This is a genomic window from Nesterenkonia salmonea (genome assembly GCF_005771525.1).
Taxonomy (GTDB): Bacteria; Actinomycetota; Actinomycetes; order Actinomycetales; family Micrococcaceae; genus Nesterenkonia; species Nesterenkonia salmonea.
The window spans coordinates 1-19,313 of sequence record NZ_VAVZ01000002.1 but is presented as its reverse complement, the minus strand read 5'-3'; the positions used below and the strand labels follow the sequence as shown (position 1 = coordinate 19,313).

The following is a 19,313-nucleotide window of genomic DNA, read 5'->3' as shown; positions in this document are numbered from 1 at the left end:
GTGGACTTTTTCTCTCACGTTCGCGCCCAACTGAGGCTTCAGTGAGAGAAAAGCACACCGTTCTCTCTCACGTTTCTCTCAAAAGGCGCCATTCTTGCGAGAAAAGGGGTACCCTTTCTCGCAAGGCCTCCACTTTGGGTGAGTTCTGTGAGAGAAACGAGATGCACTATGCCAGCCAGCGGACTGCAACGTCGACGCGAATTGCAAGACATGGTGAGGGGACTGCTCGCAGCGGAACAAGACGGCTACCTACCTCAGATCCAAGAGAAGGAGGGCCTCGATTTCAAGGAAGAAGCAGGTCGTCGGATCCGTGGACAACTGGAACCCGGGCAGTCGCAGAATCAAGTAGCAGCTACGAAGCTTGCTGATGAAGTCGCTTGTTTCGCCAACACCAAGGGCGGAGGAGTGCTGATTCTCGGAGTGGAGGACAAAACGGGCCGCATATTGGGAACAGCACTTGATGAGGAATGGCTTAGACAGGCTGTTCATAAGGCGGTGGACGTCGCACCTTCTATTGCCGCACACACTGTCGGTGGTCAACGAGTGCTGGCGATCTATGTGGCTGAGTCTCCTACTGTCGTTGAAGACACCAGCGATCGGATTCGATGGCGAGTAGCCGATCGCTGCGTTCCGGTAGACCGCTCAGAATGGTGGATTCATCGGCAGGAAGCACTCAACGTGGATGTCATGGCAGCCGAGTCTTCAACTATGCCATCGGCGATTACCTCCGGCTCGTGGAAGATTCTTAAGGACCAGTTCGCCAAAGACGGTGAACCTCTTGACGAGCGTCAGGCGCTGCAACGCCTCGGAGTATTGCGTGGAGAGTACCTCTCTATCGCCGGAGAGCTGCTGCTGACTCCGGCAGGAAGAACATTGGTGGAGCTGACCACTTTCGACCTTCCAGGCGGACAGGTCACTAACCGGCTGCTGCCGGACGCCGACCAGAGTCTGCTGGATCAGCTGGAGACCATACAAACCGCCTTGGATATCGCTAACGATCACATGACTTTGGAGCAAGGCTTCACGCATCGCAGTATCCGCAGGGTCCCGCGCAGCGCCGCTAGAGAAGCCATCCTCAATGGCTTGATCCACCGTGATTGGGACAGTCAAGAGCCCACCGAGGTTCGATGGTTCGATCTGGACAGCATGCTCGAGGTGCGAAGCCCAGGTGCCTTTACGGGGGGAGTGACGTCAGAGAACATCTTGGCCGAACGCCACGCACGCTATCCCGCTCTGGCTGACGCCTTCCGCGCGTTGGGCTTGGTGGAAAAAGAGGGGCTAGGGGTAGACCGCATGTACCAGGCCATGATTGTCCTGGGTCACCGAATTCCTCACATCGTGGAGACCGCCGGACCACACGTGGAGACCACTTTGGTTGGTGGCGAACCGGTCCGCAGCGTCGTGGAATTCGTTGATGCTATCCGGCCCACAGAACGGCAGCGGGACCCCAGACTTGCGTGGATCCTGGACCATCTTTTTCACCACGCTTTCATAGACGTGCCTAGGGCTGGCCGAATTCTGCACAGAGATCCTCAAGGTGCCGAGGTAGCCTTGCGTGTAGCAACTCAGACAAGTGTCAATGGGGCTTCTCTTCTGGTTCCCTACGACGATGTCTGGGTGCTCAGTCCTACTGCGCGTGAGTTAGTCGCTCATCTCAAAATGGTCGACCCGATACGAAAGTTCTTTCGGTACGGCTCCACGGATCCGCAAGATCTGCGAAAGACTGTGGACGAATGGTTGGCCTCTCATTCGAGCATGAGCACCAAAGACCTCGCCGAATTGGGCGGAGTTTCCCGCAATACTGCCCAAAAGGTACTGAATGAGCTCGAGGGCCTCTCAGTGGAACGAGTCGGCTCAGGACGATCGACCGCCTACAAGAAGATCACTGGGGAACTCTGAGGGTCCCTACCCCGGAACATTTTCCCCGAGCGGCAGAATCAAGCCCGGTGGTTACTCCTCGGGAGCGCCTTCCTTAGGCGCTGGCTGCTGTTCCTGCTGGGGTTCCTCAACTGGGGCTTCTTCTTCCTGGGGAGCCTCGGGTGCCGGGGGCTCCTCCTGGATGTCCTCCTGTTCAGGCGGGGGAAGCTCACCGGTGTCGTCTTCTTCGATCTCCGTGTCCTCCCCTTCGTCGCCCGGACCGCTGGTGCCTCGTGAACCCCCAAAGAAGGAGGTGCCGCTGCTGTCCTCATTGCGCACAATGCCAGACAGAGGCTGACCTGCGGAGAGCTCAATCACCGTCACTGTTCCTGCCAGAAGCACAAACACCAGCGCGATCGATCCGAAGATTCTCTTGGGCCCGTAGCGTTCCATGGTCACTTTCCAGGCCTGGCGCAACCGGCCTGGGGATGACTCGGCCTCGCTTTCGGCAGTGGCAAGGGTCTGTTCATCCCGCCCTGCATCAACTGTCTCTTGCTCACGCGAATCTGAGCCCAGGAACTCAGAGCCAAAGGACTCAGAGGTATCTGCGCCGGGCCCGGTGTGAGCCGCAGCGGAGTAGCCGAATTCGGTCACATTCTCATCCAGCGACTCCGAACGTTGTGATCGGGTCTTCGCCTTGGGTCGGCCCCGCTTCATTGGCTGAACCTTCTTCACCTTTTCCTTAGCGCTGAAGATCGCAGAGGAGTACATGAAGTTGCCCAACACGGTGAGGACACTCACCAGTCCCACGCCTATCACCGTGCCAGCGACCCCAAGGAAGGACATCAGGTAGGTCACGGTGATCGCCGTCAGCATCCCCGCCAGGGTCTGCGGCACCGAAGGGCGTGGAGGCTTCTCCGGAGCAGGTTCGGGGGCGTGGCGGCGAGGTTCCTTCTCGCCACCTCCGGCATCTTCATGAAACGCGTTCACAGTCGCCGACTATACGGGGGCCGCTGCGCCGCCGCTAACCTGGATGTTCCCTCGGCGACAGGCCTGAGACACCACTACGCGGGACCACTTATCCTAAGTGAGTGTTGGAACAGATTCTGATCAGGGAGCCGGAGCTGCGCGACGCCGCCAGGATTGGGTTAGCCCACTCCATCGCCGCAGATGAGGCCTACGGGCACTACTTTCCGCACGATTGGATGCTTCAGCGCAACACTCCTGCCCGGCGCACCGAACAGTGGACCGAACTGCTCGCCGAACCCCTCCCTGAGGGTCATCAGCGCGGGATGCTGATTGCTGAAGTCGGTGAGCAGGTGGTTGGTTTCGGGATCTTCGGTACTGCCCGGGACCACGACGCCCCGCTGCCGCTGGAACTGCACCGGCTGTATGTGCTTTCTGCTGCCTATGGCACTGGGCTTTCCGACCGGCTGCTGGCCGAGCTAATCCCGGAAAATACCGACCACTACCTCTGGGTGATGGAGGAGAACACCCGGGCGATCGCCTACTACCGCAAACGCGGGTACCAACCCGACGGCGCCGTACAGCACCTGACCGACATCGCTAACCTCCCCAAAATCCGCATGGTCTGGACCCCGAAAGTGAGCACAATATGAGCGCGGACTTCACCATCCGGCACCCCCAGTTACACGAGGCCGAAAGTATAGCCAGTGTGCACATCGCCTCATGGGAAGAAGCCTACGCAGGGGTCCTGCCGGATCAGTTCTGGAATGAGGAGTCCTATAAGCGCCGGGTGAACTCCTGGCGGCAGATGCTCGCCGACCAAGCACACCGGGCCCGCACCCGGGTGACGGAGGTTGACGGCTCGGTGGTAGGGATCGCGCAGATCGGCCCTCCGCGGGAAGAGGATATTGACGTCGACCATGAGCTCTACATGATTTACCTCCTTGAGGACCACCAGGGCAGCGGTGCCTCCTCCGCCATGCTGGAGGAGCTCCTCAACAACAAAGCTGCTTCCCTGTGGGTACTCAAAGACAACCCCCGCGCGCAGGCCTTCTACCGCAAACACGGATTCGAACCAGACGGTGAGGAAATCGACCTCGGCGAGGATCAAGGCTCCGGCGCGCTCAAAGGAATCGTGGAAATCCGCATGGTCCGAGGCCCGCAGTAAGCTCCGAGCTCAACCTGCGCCGTCGAACCGGGCCTGGTTCTCGGTGACTTCATCCCGGTGTGCTTCCGACCAGAGCTTGATCTGACGCACGGTCTGGTGCAGGGAAAGGCCCAGACCGGTGAGCTCGTAGGAGACCGTCACCGGCACGGTGGGCATCGCCGTCCGCGAGATGAGACCGTCTCTTTCCAGTGATTTTAGGGTCTGGGAGAGCATCTTTGGGCTGATGCCTGCCAGGACTCGGGCGAGCTCGGAGTACCGCATGGGGCGGGGCTCGCCCGTGCAGTCCGGTCCGCTGCCCAGTGCCGACAACACAAGGGTCACCCACTTGCCTGAGACCCGTGCAAGGAGCTGCTGGCTCGGGCATGCCGCCAGGAACGCGTTGTACTGCGTCTTCGCTTCAGCCCGCTTCTGGGCCGCGGTCATCGTCGCCATCTTCCACCTTTCGGGTATCAACGCACTTTCGGGTAATTACTTCCTTAAAGGTAGCGCAGCATTCAGAGTGGTGCAGGACAACATGTCACTCAAACCACCGGAAGGTACCTATGAAAACCCCAACACTCACTCTTCCGGGCGGCACCTGGACACTCGGTGACGCCACTGTCTCTCGGTTCGGGTACGGGGCCATGCAGCTCACCGGCCCGTGGGTTCTCGGAGAACCCGCTGATCGTGACGCTGCGCTCGCAGTCCTCAGAGAGGCGGCCGCCCAGGGCATCAACCATATCGACACTGCTGAAACGTATGGGCCTCGGGTAGTCAATGACTTAATCCGTGAGGCCCTGCACCCCTATGGGGAGAAGCTCCTCATTGCCACCAAGGCCGGCGGCCGTCGGGACGCTGAAGGCGGCTGGCCCAGTGCCCGGAATTCCGATGAACTCCGCCAGCAGATTGACGACAACCTGGAAACCCTCGGAGTAGATGTCCTGGACCTGGTGCACCTGCGCCTTGGCGACGCGAGCGGGCCTGTTCCGGAACGCATCGGTGAGGCCTTCCAGACGCTGGTGGATCTGCAGGAACAGGGTGTGATTCGGCACCTCGGCGTCAGCAACGCTACTGCCGAACAGGTCAGGGAAGCCCAATCGATCGCGCCGATCGTCTCGGTGCAGAACATGTACAACCTCGCCATCCGCCAGGATGACGAGCTGATCGACCAACTCGCAGCTGAGGAGGTGGCTTACATCCCGTTCTTCCCCCTCGGCGGGTTCCCCCCGTTGCAGTCCGCCGCGTTGTCATCGGTCGCGGCACGGCAGAAGTCGACACCCATGGCAGTCGCCTTGGCATGGTTGCTGCGCCGATCCCCGAACATCCTTCTCATCGCGGGCACGTCCTCTGCTGCACACCTGCGGGAGAACATCACCGGCGCCGGACTCGAACTCTCCGATGCTGACCTGGAGGAGTTGAACGCCATCTCCGGCTGACACCCAGGCCTGAGATGGTTCTGGCACACTGAGGTGCTATGCCTGAGTTGCCAGAGGTTGAGGTGGTCCGCCGCGGGGTGGACCGGTGGGCGGCGCACCGGACCGTGGAGGAGGTCACCGTCCATGACGAACGCAGCCTCCGCCGCTACGCAGAAGGCCCCGCAGCTTTCCGTGACCAGCTGACCGGCCGGACACTAGGGGCTCCGCAGCGGCGCGGGAAGTTCCTGTGGATCCCGCTCGCCAGCGAACACACGCCGCAGCCCACCGCGTTGGTGATTCACTTGGGCATGAGTGGGCAGGTACTCGTGGAGAACGACGACGCCCCGGCAGAGAAACACCTCAAAATCACCCTGGCACTGGGGGACAAGCCGCAGGCCGAGGCCGCTGAACAGGGACACGCCCCACCGAACCAGTTGCGCTTTGTGGACCAGCGCATCTTCGGCGGCATGCACCTTTCTCCGCTGATCCCGGACGTAGTGACCCGCACCTCCCAGCGGCTGATCCCACAGTCGGCAACGCATATTGCTCCGGACCCACTGGAGCCGGCTGTCACCGGAGAGTGGATGTTCACCGCGCTGCGGCGTCGTCGTACTGGGATTAAGCGCGCGCTGTTGGATCAGACGGTGATCTCCGGGGTGGGCAATATCTATGCCGATGAGGCTTTGTGGCGGGCGCGCATGCATTACGCGCGCAGGGCGGAGACTGTCACCCGTGCGGAGGCGGCCCGGCTGCTGACCGCACTCCAAGAGGTGATGGCCGCGGCATTGGAGGCTGGGGGTACGAGCTTCGATGCGCTCTACGTCAACGTCAATGGGGCGTCCGGCTACTTTGACCGGTCTCTGCAGGCCTATGGGCAGGCTGGCAGGGAATGTTCCCGCTGCGCTGTGGCTGGCCGCAGCGCCGGGGTGATCCAGCGGGCGAGGTTCATGGGCCGTTCCTCCTATTGGTGCCCGGTCTGCCAACCCCGCCCCCGCAACGGCCGGTGGTAGGACCAGATGGACAAAAATCGCGAGGTTATGACTACTCGGCACGTCCGTTCCCACGTGCATAGTCGAGTTGCTCTCTCAACTGGGAGTGTGTTCATGCGTTCCAGGGGTCGACCAGCTCTATCCCGGTGTCGACAAAGTCGTTGATGTTCCGTGTCGCGCAAGTGGCCCGGTGGGCTCGGCAGATCGCGGCGATCTGGGCATCGGCGGTGTGGATGGGCTTCCCTGCACGCTCACGGACGAGAAGGACTGCTGCGTACTCTTCGGCCGCAGCGTCATCGAACGGCAGGATCGCCTGCGTCGCACGGTACTGTTCCAGGACTGCGTTGAGTGCAGTGGTGAGTGCGGATTTGCGCTTGCCGTCAGCCAGGCGCTCAATGCCAGCGCGCAGTTCTGCAAGCGTCACGGCAGTGATCGCTACATGCCCCGTAAGGCTCTCCAACCAGGTGACTACGCCAGGGTTTGGCCGCGGACGGAACACTTCCGAGACCACATTCGTGTCGAGAACAATCACCCGAAGTCTGCCGATCGGGCAGGATCAGCACGCTGCGGCACCGGGAGATCTTCGACTCCACCGGCTTCCTGTGCTGCGCGCATCAGGGCCAGTCCGACATGCGGGCGGTGCGTGGCCTGGGTGAGGATGTGGCGGACCTCAGCCTCCATGGAACGCCCGTGTTCCTTAGCCTGAGCGGCGAGTTGCTCCTTGACGGATTTTTCGAGTCCGCGTACGACGAGCGATGCCATTGAAGCCACCTCCTAGTTTGATATCACCAATGATATCAAATGCGTTGGGGCCTGGTTATTCCCATCGTCACGTCGGTAATTGGGAAAGGAATCCACCCACTCAGCCGTCTAGGACCGCATCCGGGTAGGTGACCACGCGCCCCTGGTCGATGATCGCCTCGTCGATGCTGATGTCCTCGGTGGGCAACTGGTCCAGCTCAGGCAGCCTGTCTTGGTCCACGGCGAGCACCATCCGGTAGGGGTTGTAGTCATCAGTGCAGACATCGTCTGGTGAGTATTGGTCGCGTTCGATGGTGACTGAGCCGTCAACAGTATCGATGTCCGCCAACCACGTTGGGCAGGAGCCTGATTCGCCTGAGTGCCAGACGACGACTACCTGATCGTCGAAATCGACGTCGTCCGGGGACCCATAGACACCGGGCTCGCCCACGTCGCTGTCACCTTCGCCCAGGTCCTCGGGCACGTTTTCCTGCCATGCTTGTTCTGCGGTGTCTGCATCGGCTGCGACCTCCACCACCGCGAAGGGCATCTGTTGCATGTCGGCGTCGCTGCGCCATCCTTCGACCTTGGCCAACGGCTGTACCCCATCGGCTGCAGGGCTCTCAGAATCAGAAGGGTCGGCATCAGCAGTCGGCTCAGCACCGGTGCCGGGTTCCGACTCCGCACACCCAGCCGCGGCCCCGACACCAAGGCCGGCAGCCAGCATGACGACGATCGTCCGCTTTCCGAATTGCACCTTGCTCCCCTTACATCACATGAGACGCGAGGTCTTGCGAAGTTGAAGTCCTCGCGAAGGTCACCTGCTGGTCACCCTACAAGCTGGCGCAATGGCCCCTGTGCGGTGGCTGGCCGCAGCGCCGGAGTGATCCAGCGGGCGAAGTTCATGGGCCGTTCCTCCTACTGGTGCCCGGTCTGCCAACCCCGCCCCCGCAACGGCCGGTGGTAGACGGGTCACACACCACCGCCTCAGCCACCCCGGTGGCGGACGCCTCACAGAGTGATCGCGGACTACTGCGCCTTCTCCAGACGCCTGGCTGCCAGGTGCGCCAGGAACAGCGCATGGTCGGCGAGAGCGTCGTCATTGTGCCGAGCGCGGGGTGAGTGATTCGACTCCTGCTCCTCCGGCACGGTATCCGGCATCGCGACACCGAGATGTCCGTACGACCCGGGCACCGCACGCAGCACATGCGCGAAATCCTCGGATCCAGCCTTTGGATTCAGGACGAGGGACACCCGGTCTTCACCGAAGAGATCACTGAAGGTCTCTCGGTAGAAGTCATTCTCGGCGTCGTCGTTCACTGTGGGCGGCAGCAGCGTCTCATACCTGACCTCGGCGGTGAGCCCGTGCGCTGCTGCGATACCTCTGACCAGCTCAGGCAGCTCTTTCTCCACCCGTGCCGCTGTGGGCTCGGAGAAGGTACGCACCCCCACCGCCAACTCCGCGCGGTCAGGAATCACGTTCGGGGCGGTGCCAGCGTTGAACTGGCCCACCGTCACCACAACGGGGTCAAAGATGTCGAATCGCCGCGTCACGTATTCCTGAAGGTGGCCGACCATAGCAGCGCCAACCTGAATCGGATCCCGCGCCGTGTGGGGACGCGACGCATGGCCGCCCTTGCCGCGTACGCTGATTAACATTCGGCCGAAGGATGCCATATAGGACCCCGGTTTGGAGTAGAGGTGGCCCAGCTCCTGATCCGGCGACACATGCACACCGTAGGCGGCGATCACCTCCGAACCTGCGATCTCAAGCACACCTTCGTTGAGCATAAGCTCCGCGCCGTTGCCCTGTTCCTCACCCGGCTGGAACATGAAGACGACGTCGCCGGCGAGCTGCTCCCGGTGCGGGTGCAGCAGGCGCAGCGCCCCGACCAGGCCAGCCGTGTGGAGATCGTGACCGCAGGCGTGCATCTTCCCGTTGGTGGCAGCAAACTCGAATCCCGTGGCCTCCGCTACCGGCAGCGCATCCATATCGGCACGCAGAAGCACAGCCTGAGCGCCTGCGTGGGGGCGTCGGCCGCCGCGTAGCACCACCGCGAGGGAACGCAGAGCAGCGCCCCGCGTGACCTCAACATCCAGGTCTTCGATGGCTTGTTCAACTCTGGCCTGAGTCCAGGTGAGATCGAGCCCGGTCTCCGGGTTCTGGTGGAGGCTCCTGCGCAGATCGCGCAGCTGGGGAAGGAGGTCTCGAGCCTCGGTAATGGTTGGCAGACTCACGGTCAGTTCACCGGAACTCCGGGGCCTAGCGGAATACCGATCAGGTACCAGAGCATGAAGAACAGGAACCAGCTGATCAGCAGCGTGATAGAGATCGGCAGCGTCAGGGACAGTAGGGTTCCGACGCCGGCGCGAGGGTAGTACCGCTGGAGGTAACCCAATGCCAGCGCAAAGTACGGGCTCATCGGCGAGATGATGTTCGTCGGTGAGTCACCCATCCGGAAGAGCATCTGGGTGACCTCAGGGCTGATGCCCACCAACATCAGCATCGGCACCAGCACCGGAGCCATGAGAGTGTACTGAGCGGATCCGGAGGTGATGAAGAAGTTGAACAGTGCCACCAGGAGCACCACACCGCCGAACAGCACGAACACCGGCAAGTCCCACTGCTCCAGGGTTCGAGCCCCTTCGATGGCTAGCACTGTACCGATGTTCGACCAGTCGAAGTACGCGATGAATTGGGCTGCGGCGAAGAAGATGACAATGACTCCGGAGAGTTCCTTGATGGAGCGCGCCATCATCTCCGGGAGGTCGCTCGGGCTGGTGATGGTTCCCGCGATGACACCGTATGTCACGCCCACCACAATGAATGCCAACGCGATCGGCACTGCCACATCGGTGACCAGCGCAGACTCCAGAGCAGAGCCGTCCTCACCCTGGAACGGTGAACCGGGGGTGAACAGCAAACCGAAGTAGATCGCCAGGAACCCCGCCAAGGACACGAGGCTCAATAGCAGCGCACGCACCTCTTTAGGTGAGTAGCTCAGCAATTCGTCACCGTCAGTCAGCTCAGACCCACTGGCCCCGGCCTCGTCGTCTGTTCCGTGGGTTTGCTCTGAACTGCCGTTGTTGCGTCCCACGGACAGGGCCGCGGCCGCAGCGCCGCCTTCCCTGTCCTCAGCGCGCCGCATGGGGTCCGTCATTTTCACCAGCAGAAGCTCAGTCACGAGGGTGATCATCAATGCGAGCACCACTGCCGAGGCTGCGGCGAAGAAGTAGTTAGCAATCGGGGACACCACATAGTCCTCGTCTATCAGCTGCGCTGCGGCGGTGGAGATGCCGGCGAACAGCGGGTCCGAGGCAGTGATGACCAGTGAGGCGTTGTAGCCCGCGGAAGCCGCACCGAAAGCCACGATCGCCCCGAGGACGGCGGAACGCCCTGCTGCCTTGAACGCAGCTGCCGCCAACGGAATCAAGATGACGTAGATGGCATCGGAGGCCACTGAGCCGGTGACACCGGCCAGCGCAATGGTGAAAGTCAGCCACCGGCGCGAAACCCGCGACACCACGATCCGGATCGTGGCGCCGATCATGCCGGATCCCTCGGCCACGGCAACACCGAGCATCACAATGATGATCAGCCCCAATGGGGGAAAGTTCACAAAGTTATCAACGGCATCTGTCACCATCCGCTGGAAGCCCTCCGGCGTCATAAGACTCTGGACTTCTACCAGCTCGCCGTCGGCCGGATTCTCTGATTCCACGCCAAAGAGTTCGAGTACCGCGGAGAGCCCCACGATGATGACCCCCAGGATGACGAAGAGCCAGAAGGGGTGCGGCAGGAGATTCCCTACCTTCTCAACCCCTCTGAGAAATCGCACAAAGACACCGTTGTGCTCCTCAGCTTCGCCTGGCACCTGCTCCGTGGATGCCCTCTCCTGTGAGATACCCGTTCCTCCCGCTCGTCCGCCTACCGAGCAACCGTGTGTGTCACGATCGCGCCTGAAACCCACCTCAAACTTGTTGCCTCGAGCAAGTTTAGACATTTCCACCGGAGGATGAACAGCCTTAACCCGAAGAAGACGCACGTCAGGGAGGTATGAGGCCAGCCAGGTACCAGCGGTCTGGGTTCTCGTATAGAGCGCGTCCTTGAATCGGGCGTCGATCTCCTACTCCAGTAGGAGAAGGTCTACCTCTGAAGACTCAGTCACCTGAGAATCTCCGAAAAAACTCCTACTGAGGACTGTTCCTACGCAGTTGTGCGCCTCATATTCTCGATGCGGTAAGTGTTCGTAAGGCCCCTGAACGGGAGTTAAGGAGAATGAGATGACTGAGGTAAATGTCCACGGGAAGCGCGGTCAGGAAACCCCCAGGAAAGCCCATCGCGCGATGTCGCTCAGCGCGGTTGGATTGGCACTCGGGCTGGGCCTCAGTGGGTGTGGATTTTTTGAGGAATCACGCGCTGTGACCTACGAGGTCGAGGCATTATCCGACGGTGCCGATGCGGAAAACTTACGTGTTGAGTACCTGGGACGTGAATCCGGACTGAGTGGGCAGGAGACAGAGGGATCCACGGTGACGAACGGCTCTGGTCCAGCACGGTTTGAGACGCTCGGTCGAGTCGATGATGAAGTGTCGGTCTCTATTGCCGGGGTTCCCGACGCCGTGCTGCGTTGCGTGGTTGTTGTTGATGACCAGACGTTGGCGGAATCGGAATCAAGTGCTCCTGGTGAGGGCGTGGAGTGCAGCGCCACAGTGCCTGATCCGGAAGATTAGCCATGGCTCCGGCGAGGAAGGCGCCCAGAGAGCCCGTGACGAACCATGCGCGACGAGTACGGCGCATTTGCCGGTACCGACTGTCTCCTTCAACTAATGTTCGTGCATGCCCGACGATGCACTGCCGTTCTCTTCCTGGCCCACGTGGATGAAAGACCAACACCGTACCTTCATGGAGCAATTGGTTGATCAGCCTGCGAACTCGGCGTGGATTGGCGTCGCTAGCGTGGACAACATTCTCGGCCGGAACGGAACGCGGACGCTACGGCGGGACGGTCAGGTCGCTCTTCTGGGGGATGATCCCGAAAACGAGGTGTTTGTCTGGAAGCCTGAGAAGACTTCATGGGCACCCGAACTGTGGATTTCGCCCACTCGTCGCGACTATCGCTCCGTGTACGCACGGTTCATAGAGGGCTATTGGCCAGGAAGCAACATCGACGACGCGCCTCACCACGTCGACCATTTATTTCCGAAAGAACCGGCCGTGCTTGGTGGACTATCACACGTCCGTCTGCTGGCAATTCCGAAACGATCGAACGTCAGTGCTGGAACATTCGAGAAGCAGATGACGGCTAAGAACCACAGTCAGGGTCCCAGAACTAAGCAAACACGGATGGCAACGCTGTACTCGCTAGCCAAGGCAATGGGCTACGTCGGTTACGCAGGTTTAAAGACGCTTGAAGGTCGACGTCGCATCGCAGCGGCCCTGATGCAGGCGTTGCGCGAAGCGGGGGCCCCGAAAGAGATCGTCGAGTCCCGTTATGATGAGGCGCTGTTGGTCGAGGTCCTCGACTGCCTTCGCTGAGTGGCGCAGTGACGGTTGGATCCGCGCGATTCCCTCGACTCTTTACCAGGCCGCTTTTTTCTGACCAGCGTGTCCACCGTCGGGATGCTATGTGGCACACGTTGGGTAATGGATATCTGGGCACGACAAGCAGTTTGACGAAGCGTGCTCGGATACGGTGGTTTCAGACAGTAGTCAGAAGCCGTCTCCAAAGTCTCATTATCAGAGCCGGGTCTGGCATCAGCGCGCCCCTTGCTTCATCACAGTGTCCAAAGATGCTTTAGGGGAGGTTCGCTTGGATCCAGACCTGGATCGCGCTGCGGATAACTTCGGCGTTGGCCTGGCCACCGTATGCTGCAGCGAAGCGTGGGTCGGTAGCGTACAGGTGTGAAAGGCCCGAGTATGCGTTCCTATCGGGCTTTTTCTCATTCCAGTGCTTCGCAACCCATTCGTAGTGGCTCGTGATGAGATTCTGGAATTCTTCTGACGTGGGGTCCGTGTTCGCTTCCGCAGCTTGGCGAAGGGCAGCATTGACGTCCAATGCGAGGTTGGTGTCAGCTTCGCGCTCATGACCAGTCATCTGGTTGCGGCGTTGCAGGCTGTGCTCCCAGGCGGTGTCTCCCCAGCGTTGCCGCACTTCGATTTCGTGTTGACCGTGATCAAAGTCAGCGAAGATCTGTTCGATGCTCAACTTCTGTCCTTCCTTTACCGCGTCCAGTGTTTGCCTCACGCGGGTGATCTGCTGATTAGTCTGGTCTCTTCGCTCCTCCAGGAGCGCCAGGTGTGACTGCATGGCTTCCGCTAGCGACCTGTCATCATTGAGGGCGATTTGGATCGTGGAGAGTGGTAGTTCTAATGCCCGTAGGGACAGAATTCTGTAGAGCCTCGACAACTCTGCTTCTCCGTAGAATCGGTATCCGTTGTTCGCCACTCTTGACGGGTGAAGCAATCCGATCTGCTCGTAGTGTCTGAGTGTCCGACTAGTGAGGCCAGTCGCCCGGGCGACCTCCTTGATCGGCCAATCCTGCATGGCAGCTCCTTGCTGTTACCGGGGTTTTCGGGCGAGCGATGTCGTAGCCGAAGTATCGAAGTTTCCAGAAACGTTGTCGTTCACCCAGGTCCGGGCCTGCGCCTGTTCAGCTCTACGAGGTTTGGTCAGAGTGATTGTGTTGCCGTCCGCGTCCGAGAAAGAAACGTCGGTCGAGAACCAGGGTGTGTCGGTGGGGCCGATGACGTCAACAGCCGCCGACCGGAGGTTATCGGCAACTTGCCCTAGTGGTGCGTCTCTGATTTAGCTTGTTACTTCGTTGAGTTTCGCTCGTGCTCGGCGGGTTTTGGCCAGGATGGATTCTGCGGTGGCGGTCCAGGTGTAGGGCTTGGGGTCCTGGTTGTGGGCGGCGAGGTAGTCCTCGATACTGGTGATCAGCTCATCGACGCTGGTGAAGACTCCGCGGCGCAGGTTTTTATCGGTCAGGTCCCGGAACCAACGTTCGACCTGGTTGAGCCAGGAGGCTGAGGTCGGAGTGAAATGCAGATGGAACCGCGGATTGCGCTTGAGCCATTTCTTCACCTCAGCGTGCTTGTGGGTGGAGTAGTTATCCAGGATCAGATGCACATCCAGACCCTGGGGCACCTCGGTGTCGATGGTCTTCAGAAACTTCAAGAACTCGGTATGCCGGTGCTTGGGCAGGCATTGGCCAATGACCTTGCCGGTGAGCACATCCAGGGCTGCGAATAGCGTGGTGGTGCCGTTGCGCTTATAGTCATGAGTCATCGTCTCACCCCGGCCAGGGACCATCGGCAGTGAAGCCTGAGTGCGGTCCAGTGCCTGGATGGAGGATTTCTCATCCATGCACAGCACCATCGCCTTCTGGGGCGGGTTCAGATACAGGCCCACCACATCGATGAGCTTCTGCTCAAAGTCCGGGTCGTTGCTGACCTTGAACGTTTCTACCCGGTGAGGCTTGATCCCCACCTCGTCCCAGACCCGCTGGACTGTGGAGTGTGAGACCCCGATCTCTTGGGCCATCTCCCGGCAGCTCCAGTGCGTCTTGCCTTCAGGCTTGGTGTTGTTGGTCCGGTGGATGATCTCCGCGATCTTCTCTTCCGGGATCGAGGGCTTACGGCCCCGGCCAGGTTTGACCTTCCCGAAACCCTCCAGGCCCCGGTGCTCGTACTCAGCCCGCCAGGCGCGCACCGTGTTCACACTGACCTGATGCCGATCGGCATTGACCGTATTCGCTACTCCCTCAGCAGCAGCCAGGAGCACTTTGGCCCGCTGGACCTGACGATGAGCAGCAGCAGAAGACCGGGCGATCTTCTCCAAGACCTCCCAATTCCCAGGATCAATTGACAATGGTTCAGCAGCAGAACGAGCCATACCTCATTCTACAACCAAAGTACTCACTTATTTGCGAGACACACCACTAGATCGACGTCGCCAGCGGCGAATGACGCCGAGGCTGTGCCGCGTTCCGGGGTTCCTTTCATCATCAATATGTCCTGATATTTCTCTCGTCGAAGGTGGACCAGCGAGGGAAGACCGTCGGGTCCGGGGATCGTTGCGAGAGTCACGAACCCGGCCTTGGCGTAGAGCGCCTCCGCAGCGGCAAGGTCATTGACGACGAGGTTGATGAACATGGGCATTGGGTAGATCGACCGGTCAATGGCCGGTGTTGTCTTCTTTGTCATGTTCTCAAGCATTCCGGTTGACGTTACGGCAGAGTCAAGCGGTGGCGTCCAGTAGATGCAGATCACTGAAATCCACATAGTCCCGAAATCGGTGGTTAATGACTTTTGTCAGAAGACTTCTCTCGAATGCCATCTTCAAAGTGGGTTCCATTCCGCGTGCGTCCCTTCCCTGTATCTAGGTCTTGAGGGCGCTGCGAGCTGAGACTATTCGACCATGCTCCGAGTCGCGGTGCGGACAGCTTCAGCGTTGGCGGGTAATAGTGTGGAGTGTTATGGGGGTCATATCGGGTGTTGTCGCAAGTGTTATGGCTGTCTTGGGCTCTTCCTGGTATTCGTTGGTGACTCACGAATGGAGTCACTATGTAGCGGGTCGATTGGCCGGGGTGCCTTCGCAGTGCATTCGAGTGCGGATGCGTCCCCATCCGCCTCATGTGGCTTTGCATGACGGTCAGGAATGGTTGAGCCCTGATCACAGGCGCTATGTCGATACTTTCTGTGGGTACCAGCCGCGAGTGGGGTGGGCTTGGGCGTATGTCGCCGCTGGCACTGTAGGGGGATTGTTATTGGTAGTTGTTGCCGCTGCGGTGCTTGTGGCTTTCGGTCTAGTGATAATGGCGCTGATTCTCGTCGGAACGAGTGCGGCCATAACGTTGGTGTATGTGCTCGGCGATGTGTTCCTTACCCGACGAAGAGGAGCACCTGCAGGTGATTTCTCAGCTATGTGGCAGATATCCAAAGCAGGGACAGCGATCATGCTCATCGCAGTCTTCTCTTCCTACACATTGGCCATCGTCATCATCGGTCGCTTTTGAACAAGCTGAGCCTGGCGCAATAACTGCCGCCAAAACGCCGACGTGGCCGTAGTCAAAACCTGTTTCGAACCCAGGGGCGTGTCACGAGGTCACGCGAACCGCTTGTGACACCACCGGAAATGGGTACGGAGCAGAACATGAGGAGCGGTGGCAGACCTACCGTCATGACACTGGAGCGGCTACGCGCGGCGCATTGTTCTCTGCTGCCCTCTCACGGAGTTATTGATGTCAACCAAGTCTCCTGAGCGGTCCGACATGGTGAACGCTCAGTCATCCTCAGCCTCGATCTGCACGGATCCGGGCTGAGGTGAGTTGTTCCTTTGGGCTAGTCGCGCCGGGCGATGAGGATGTGCTCGACACCAGTCTCAGTGACAGGACCGCGTGACCAGTCGCCGTAAGCGTGCTCGATCGTGAAGCCGGCGCCCTCAAGGCTGCTGGTCAGGCGATCGATTGGGCGGAAGATGAGTGTCTCGGAGGTGTCGTCGCCGGAGCGGGTGCCGTCGGGGTACACGGTGATGCCACGGTGTGTCTCGATGACACCTTCAGGTGCCTCTTCGTTGACCTGAAGCGACTCGACCCAGCTGGTGAACTCACCACCGTCGGGGTGGGGGTATGTGCCTAAGGTGTTGTCGTGAGTCCAGCGCTCCCAGGCGCGGTTGCCCGGGTTGCGGCTCTCGAAAGCGATCCGGCCACCGGGGCGAAGTGCCCGGTGAGCGTTTTGTAGAACTTCATCCCATGCGTCATCGGTGATGAAGTACTGGGCAACGTGCCCGGTCATGATCACCAGGTCGGCGATGGCATCGGGGACATCGTTGGCGTATCCGTGGATCCAGGTTGCCAGGTGACCTCCCGGACGAGTCTGGGCGGTCTCAAGCATCGCTTCAGCCGGGTCGACCCCGATCACTTGATATCCGGCCTGGGCGAGTTCGACCCCGAGCGCCCCGGTGCCACAGCCGATGTCGAGCACTGCGAAGTCGTCAATCCCCTGGCTCAGTTCCTCGGCAAGAGCGAGGTAGAAGTCGAGGTCCCAGCGCCCGCTGTTCTCGGCGTCATAGACCTGGGCAACATGTGGCTTGTCGTATCCGCTCTTCGTCACGCGCTCGAGTCTAGTTACCCCCGTGCCGCGTGATGTGGTGGGACGGACATGGGCCTGCGCAATGAAGAGGAATACGAGGCGTGGCCCTCCGGCACGGACGGGCACAAATGGTGGTCTGACCTGGAAGATCGCGGTCTCCAAGACACCGTGGCGGAGTCTTTGCCGTTGCTGGTTGGAAACGTCGCGGGACTGCCGAATTACGTACGCGACGCCGCCAATCGGGACGCGCTTACTAGGCTGAAAAATAACGACGAGTACCAAGGGTGGGATAAAAACCTCACCGAGATAGAGAGGTCGTTGAAAGGCGAGTCGGAGGAAGACATGGACGGTGGCAATGCTGAATCCGATGAGCCTCCGAGGATGTTGTTATCTTTAGATATCGGCAAGCGTGAGGATTCGAGCGGGTTCGGGCCGGGAGCAGCGTCAAGTTCAGGTGGTTGGGATCGCCAACCGTTGGCAGCGATCTCTGTTGGTGATCCAGATACCGCTGATACCACCACGTTTGGCGTTTCAGGTATGTCGAGCGGAACACACCAAATGCAAAATGAGGTCAGAACTTCGGAACGGTTACACCGCGACCTTGAACGCAGGGATGACGGTTCGCATGCTGTGGTGTCCTGGTTGGGCTACGATCCGCCTCCCGAATTGTCTCTTTTTGATAACCCAACGTCAGTGTTGAGAAACGATCGTGCAAGCACTGGCGGTTGGGATTTCGCCTACGCGTTGGACGGATTCCAGGAGACCCGGATGGCAGAAGGAAATAATCGCAGCAACTTCACGGTCAATGTCTTTGCTCACTCCTATGGGACGAACATGAGTGCGCACGCCTTGACCCGGGTGGAGCATGAGATAGATGCTGTGGCGTGGTATGGATCTTCCGGTATACCCGAGAGTGTGGTTGAGCACGCCGGTGACTTTGACAAGATTGCTACCGATGATGAGGGTAAGCCGATGCTGTTCGCATCGGAAAGCGACCAGGACAGCACAGCAGGGAAGGGTAGGACGGCTTTCGTGTGGGGCGGCAGCCGGACAGATCCCACTGCTGAGGAGTTCGGAGCCCATGAACACTATTCCGGCCACCCCCACGATGGCGATGCCACCAACTTGGCTGATGTGACCGGACACTACAGAGAAGGGGACAAGCCGGATGAAGCTGGCTACCTGGACCCGGGGACGGTTCACTACAGGAACTTGCTTCACATTGGGGTCGGCGATTACGAGAGAGTGTTGACCACAGAAGAGTACGCGGAGGGTCTGAATCGATGAGCGAGATGCTGCGTAATCCCCATAGGCGTTCAAGTGGGCAGTAAGGCGCAGAAGTTTACCACTCGGTCGTATACCTGCTTGGCCAGGGCGGCGACTCTGGTGTTGACGGTTGGGTTGTTGGCGGCCTGCTCTGACGCAGGGTCGGAGTCTGTAACTGATGAAGGTTCCGGTGGTGAGACACAACAACAGAGTGATCAGGCTCAGCAGGAAGGTGGCGATGAAGCAGTGGTGGACTGGGATGAAGGGTTGACTCAGGAAGAGCAGTTGGCTGAAATTGAGTTTGTGGTCTCGGTGATGCAGGAGCATTTCGGTGAAGATATTATGCGCGCTGAGAACTGGACCTTGGAGGGATTCGCGGGTTTAAAGGGGTATCCGTATCCCAGTCATCGGGCGTCTGGTCATTACTACTATGAAGTCGATTTCGATTTCTCTGGTGTGGAAGCGAATCAGGAGACCCAAGAGAAGGCGCTGGCGGTGTTAGAGGAGATCGGGTTGACACCGAATGGAGAACAGCCCACCACATATGATCCTGATCGGCGTACTCCTCTCGATGTGACTGGTGGGGCGGACGACAGCGGGCGTATTTTCAGGATTGAGCAGTCGAATCCTGATGCGGAAATTGCAGCTAGCTTTTCGACCCGTCATTCTGATCACCCAAGCATGCATGAGGCTCACGAGGCGAACTGGGAGGACTGAACCCGCCCTCACGCTCTTTTGTCGGCCCCTGGCAGCTGCAGCCGTGCTTTAGCCTCGATCCACCGACGCGGCCTCTGAAGTGCTGCTGAAATCCTGAACAGCAGGTGCGTGGAAGGTGG

Annotated in this window: 21 protein-coding genes and 1 pseudogene; 11 read left to right on the top strand and 11 right to left on the bottom strand. The window is 59.9% G+C overall.

Features of this window, described 5'->3' with window-relative positions; genetic code table 11:
• The first annotated feature begins 168 nt into the window (after positions 1 to 168).
• Positions 169 to 1,899, top strand: coding sequence for a DUF5635 domain-containing protein (locus FEF26_RS00795; protein WP_138251636.1), 1,731 nt, complete (start codon positions 169 to 171; stop codon positions 1,897 to 1,899).
• A 51-nt stretch (positions 1,900 to 1,950) separates the two neighbouring features.
• Here FEF26_RS00795 and FEF26_RS00790 read toward each other — a convergent pair whose 3' ends face one another.
• Positions 1,951 to 2,847, bottom strand: coding sequence for a hypothetical protein (locus FEF26_RS00790; protein ID WP_138251635.1), 897 nt, complete (start codon positions 2,845 to 2,847; stop codon positions 1,951 to 1,953).
• 101 nt (positions 2,848 to 2,948) lie between these two features.
• Here FEF26_RS00790 and FEF26_RS00785 point away from each other — a divergent pair, with 101 nt between their 5' ends.
• Together FEF26_RS00785 and FEF26_RS00780 are read left to right on the top strand one after the other, a co-directional pair.
• The gene (locus FEF26_RS00785; RefSeq protein ID WP_138251634.1) at positions 2,949 to 3,476 is read left to right on the top strand and encodes a GNAT family N-acetyltransferase; all 528 of its coding nucleotides are present in this window, start codon (positions 2,949 to 2,951) and stop codon (positions 3,474 to 3,476) included.
• Entirely contained in the window at positions 3,473 to 3,991 is a 519-nt protein-coding gene (locus FEF26_RS00780) for a GNAT family N-acetyltransferase (protein ID WP_138251633.1), read from the top strand. Before FEF26_RS00785 ends, FEF26_RS00780 begins: the two co-directional genes overlap by 4 nt.
• 9 nt (positions 3,992 to 4,000) lie before the next feature.
• Here the strand turns inward: FEF26_RS00780 and FEF26_RS00775 are convergent, their stop codons facing one another.
• On the bottom strand, positions 4,001 to 4,423 hold the full coding sequence (locus FEF26_RS00775; protein WP_138251632.1) for a winged helix-turn-helix transcriptional regulator: 423 nt from the start codon (positions 4,421 to 4,423) through the stop codon (positions 4,001 to 4,003).
• A 110-nt stretch (positions 4,424 to 4,533) separates the two neighbouring features.
• Between FEF26_RS00775 and FEF26_RS00770 the strand changes: the two genes are divergently transcribed.
• Both FEF26_RS00770 and mutM read left to right on the top strand, forming a co-directional pair.
• Positions 4,534 to 5,406, top strand: coding sequence for an oxidoreductase (locus FEF26_RS00770; RefSeq protein ID WP_138251631.1), 873 nt, complete (start codon positions 4,534 to 4,536; stop codon positions 5,404 to 5,406).
• Positions 5,407 to 5,444: 38 nt separating this feature from the next.
• A complete protein-coding gene (mutM, locus tag FEF26_RS00765; protein ID WP_138251630.1) occupies positions 5,445 to 6,395 on the top strand; it encodes a bifunctional DNA-formamidopyrimidine glycosylase/DNA-(apurinic or apyrimidinic site) lyase in 951 nt (316 codons plus the stop codon).
• A 91-nt stretch (positions 6,396 to 6,486) separates the two neighbouring features.
• On the opposite strand, the gene FEF26_RS00760 is transcribed toward mutM, so the two are convergent.
• From FEF26_RS00760 to FEF26_RS00750, 3 genes are all read right to left on the bottom strand, one after another.
• Positions 6,487 to 6,906 carry a type II toxin-antitoxin system VapC family toxin gene (locus FEF26_RS00760; RefSeq protein WP_138251629.1) on the bottom strand — a complete coding sequence of 140 codons (420 nt, stop codon included), beginning with the start codon at positions 6,904 to 6,906 and terminating at the stop codon, positions 6,487 to 6,489.
• Positions 6,903 to 7,136, bottom strand: coding sequence for a FitA-like ribbon-helix-helix domain-containing protein (locus FEF26_RS00755; RefSeq protein ID WP_138251628.1), 234 nt, complete (start codon positions 7,134 to 7,136; stop codon positions 6,903 to 6,905). Before FEF26_RS00755 ends, FEF26_RS00760 begins: the two co-directional genes overlap by 4 nt.
• Positions 7,137 to 7,236: 100 nt before the next feature.
• Complete coding sequence (locus tag FEF26_RS00750; protein ID WP_138251627.1) at positions 7,237 to 7,872, bottom strand: hypothetical protein; 636 nt, start codon at positions 7,870 to 7,872, stop codon at positions 7,237 to 7,239.
• 99 nt (positions 7,873 to 7,971) lie between these two features.
• Here FEF26_RS00750 and FEF26_RS16230 point away from each other — a divergent pair.
• Positions 7,972 to 8,082 (top strand): annotated as a pseudogene (locus FEF26_RS16230) (zinc finger domain-containing protein); the annotation flags it as partial.
• A 62-nt stretch (positions 8,083 to 8,144) separates the two neighbouring features.
• Here the strand turns inward: FEF26_RS16230 and FEF26_RS00740 are convergent.
• On the bottom strand, positions 8,145 to 9,353 hold the full coding sequence (locus tag FEF26_RS00740) for a M20 metallopeptidase family protein (protein WP_138251626.1): 1,209 nt from the start codon (positions 9,351 to 9,353) through the stop codon (positions 8,145 to 8,147).
• A gap of 2 nt (positions 9,354 to 9,355) precedes the next feature.
• The gene (locus tag FEF26_RS00735; RefSeq protein ID WP_243730331.1) at positions 9,356 to 10,990 is read right to left on the bottom strand and encodes an AbgT family transporter; all 1,635 of its coding nucleotides are present in this window, start codon (positions 10,988 to 10,990) and stop codon (positions 9,356 to 9,358) included.
• 409 nt (positions 10,991 to 11,399) lie between these two features.
• Here FEF26_RS00735 and FEF26_RS00730 point away from each other — a divergent pair, with 409 nt between their 5' ends.
• Together FEF26_RS00730 and FEF26_RS00725 are read left to right on the top strand one after the other, a co-directional pair.
• Positions 11,400 to 11,849, top strand: a complete 450-nt coding sequence (locus FEF26_RS00730) for a hypothetical protein (protein ID WP_138251624.1) — start codon at positions 11,400 to 11,402, stop codon at positions 11,847 to 11,849.
• 106 nt (positions 11,850 to 11,955) lie between these two features.
• A complete protein-coding gene (locus tag FEF26_RS00725) occupies positions 11,956 to 12,654 on the top strand; it encodes a hypothetical protein (RefSeq protein WP_138251623.1) in 699 nt (232 codons plus the stop codon).
• Between the two features lie 259 nt (positions 12,655 to 12,913).
• On the opposite strand, the gene FEF26_RS00720 is transcribed toward FEF26_RS00725, so the two are convergent.
• The 3 genes from FEF26_RS00720 to FEF26_RS00710 form a co-directional block, all read right to left on the bottom strand.
• Positions 12,914 to 13,663: a MerR family transcriptional regulator gene (locus FEF26_RS00720; RefSeq protein ID WP_138251622.1), complete on the bottom strand. Its 750-nt coding sequence runs from the start codon at positions 13,661 to 13,663 to the stop codon at positions 12,914 to 12,916.
• Positions 13,664 to 13,924: 261 nt separating this feature from the next.
• The gene (locus tag FEF26_RS00715; protein WP_138251621.1) at positions 13,925 to 15,013 is read right to left on the bottom strand and encodes an IS630 family transposase; all 1,089 of its coding nucleotides are present in this window, start codon (positions 15,011 to 15,013) and stop codon (positions 13,925 to 13,927) included.
• Between the two features lie 23 nt (positions 15,014 to 15,036).
• Entirely contained in the window at positions 15,037 to 15,324 is a 288-nt protein-coding gene (locus FEF26_RS00710; RefSeq protein WP_208012815.1) for a hypothetical protein, read from the bottom strand.
• A 611-nt stretch (positions 15,325 to 15,935) separates the two neighbouring features.
• Here FEF26_RS00710 and FEF26_RS00705 point away from each other — a divergent pair.
• On the top strand, positions 15,936 to 16,136 hold the full coding sequence (locus FEF26_RS00705) for a hypothetical protein (RefSeq protein WP_138251620.1): 201 nt from the start codon (positions 15,936 to 15,938) through the stop codon (positions 16,134 to 16,136).
• A 325-nt stretch (positions 16,137 to 16,461) separates the two neighbouring features.
• Here the strand turns inward: FEF26_RS00705 and FEF26_RS00700 are convergent, their stop codons facing one another.
• Positions 16,462 to 17,232: a class I SAM-dependent methyltransferase gene (locus FEF26_RS00700; RefSeq protein ID WP_166432854.1), complete on the bottom strand. Its 771-nt coding sequence runs from the start codon at positions 17,230 to 17,232 to the stop codon at positions 16,462 to 16,464.
• A gap of 48 nt (positions 17,233 to 17,280) precedes the next feature.
• On the opposite strand from FEF26_RS00700, the gene FEF26_RS00695 reads away from it, so the two are divergent.
• Together FEF26_RS00695 and FEF26_RS00690 are read left to right on the top strand one after the other, a co-directional pair.
• Positions 17,281 to 18,498 carry an alpha/beta hydrolase gene (locus tag FEF26_RS00695; RefSeq protein WP_138251618.1) on the top strand — a complete coding sequence of 406 codons (1,218 nt, stop codon included), beginning with the start codon at positions 17,281 to 17,283 and terminating at the stop codon, positions 18,496 to 18,498.
• A gap of 78 nt (positions 18,499 to 18,576) precedes the next feature.
• The gene (locus FEF26_RS00690; protein WP_138251617.1) at positions 18,577 to 19,194 is read left to right on the top strand and encodes a hypothetical protein; all 618 of its coding nucleotides are present in this window, start codon (positions 18,577 to 18,579) and stop codon (positions 19,192 to 19,194) included.
• The last annotated feature ends 119 nt before the right edge of the window (positions 19,195 to 19,313 follow it).

Excerpts from the sequence above, each read along its gene's own strand:
- FEF26_RS00795 (WP_138251636.1), top strand. The coding sequence starts at position 169 with ATGCCAGCCAGCGGACTGCAACGTCGACGCGAATTGCAAGACATGGTG.
- FEF26_RS00780 (WP_138251633.1), top strand. The coding sequence starts at position 3,473 with ATGAGCGCGGACTTCACCATCCGGCACCCCCAGTTACACGAGGCCGAA.
- FEF26_RS00775 (WP_138251632.1), bottom strand. The coding sequence starts at position 4,423 with ATGGCGACGATGACCGCGGCCCAGAAGCGGGCTGAAGCGAAGACGCAG.
- FEF26_RS00770 (WP_138251631.1), top strand. The coding sequence starts at position 4,534 with ATGAAAACCCCAACACTCACTCTTCCGGGCGGCACCTGGACACTCGGT.
- mutM (WP_138251630.1), top strand. The coding sequence starts at position 5,445 with ATGCCTGAGTTGCCAGAGGTTGAGGTGGTCCGCCGCGGGGTGGACCGG.
- FEF26_RS00755 (WP_138251628.1), bottom strand. The coding sequence starts at position 7,136 with ATGGCATCGCTCGTCGTACGCGGACTCGAAAAATCCGTCAAGGAGCAA.
- FEF26_RS00730 (WP_138251624.1), top strand. The coding sequence starts at position 11,400 with ATGACTGAGGTAAATGTCCACGGGAAGCGCGGTCAGGAAACCCCCAGG.
- FEF26_RS00725 (WP_138251623.1), top strand. The coding sequence starts at position 11,956 with ATGCCCGACGATGCACTGCCGTTCTCTTCCTGGCCCACGTGGATGAAA.
- FEF26_RS00720 (WP_138251622.1), bottom strand. The coding sequence starts at position 13,663 with ATGCAGGATTGGCCGATCAAGGAGGTCGCCCGGGCGACTGGCCTCACT.
- FEF26_RS00715 (WP_138251621.1), bottom strand. The coding sequence starts at position 15,013 with ATGGCTCGTTCTGCTGCTGAACCATTGTCAATTGATCCTGGGAATTGG.
- FEF26_RS00710 (WP_208012815.1), bottom strand. The coding sequence starts at position 15,324 with ATGACAAAGAAGACAACACCGGCCATTGACCGGTCGATCTACCCAATG.
- FEF26_RS00705 (WP_138251620.1), top strand. The coding sequence starts at position 15,936 with ATGGCGCTGATTCTCGTCGGAACGAGTGCGGCCATAACGTTGGTGTAT.
- FEF26_RS00695 (WP_138251618.1), top strand. The coding sequence starts at position 17,281 with ATGGGCCTGCGCAATGAAGAGGAATACGAGGCGTGGCCCTCCGGCACG.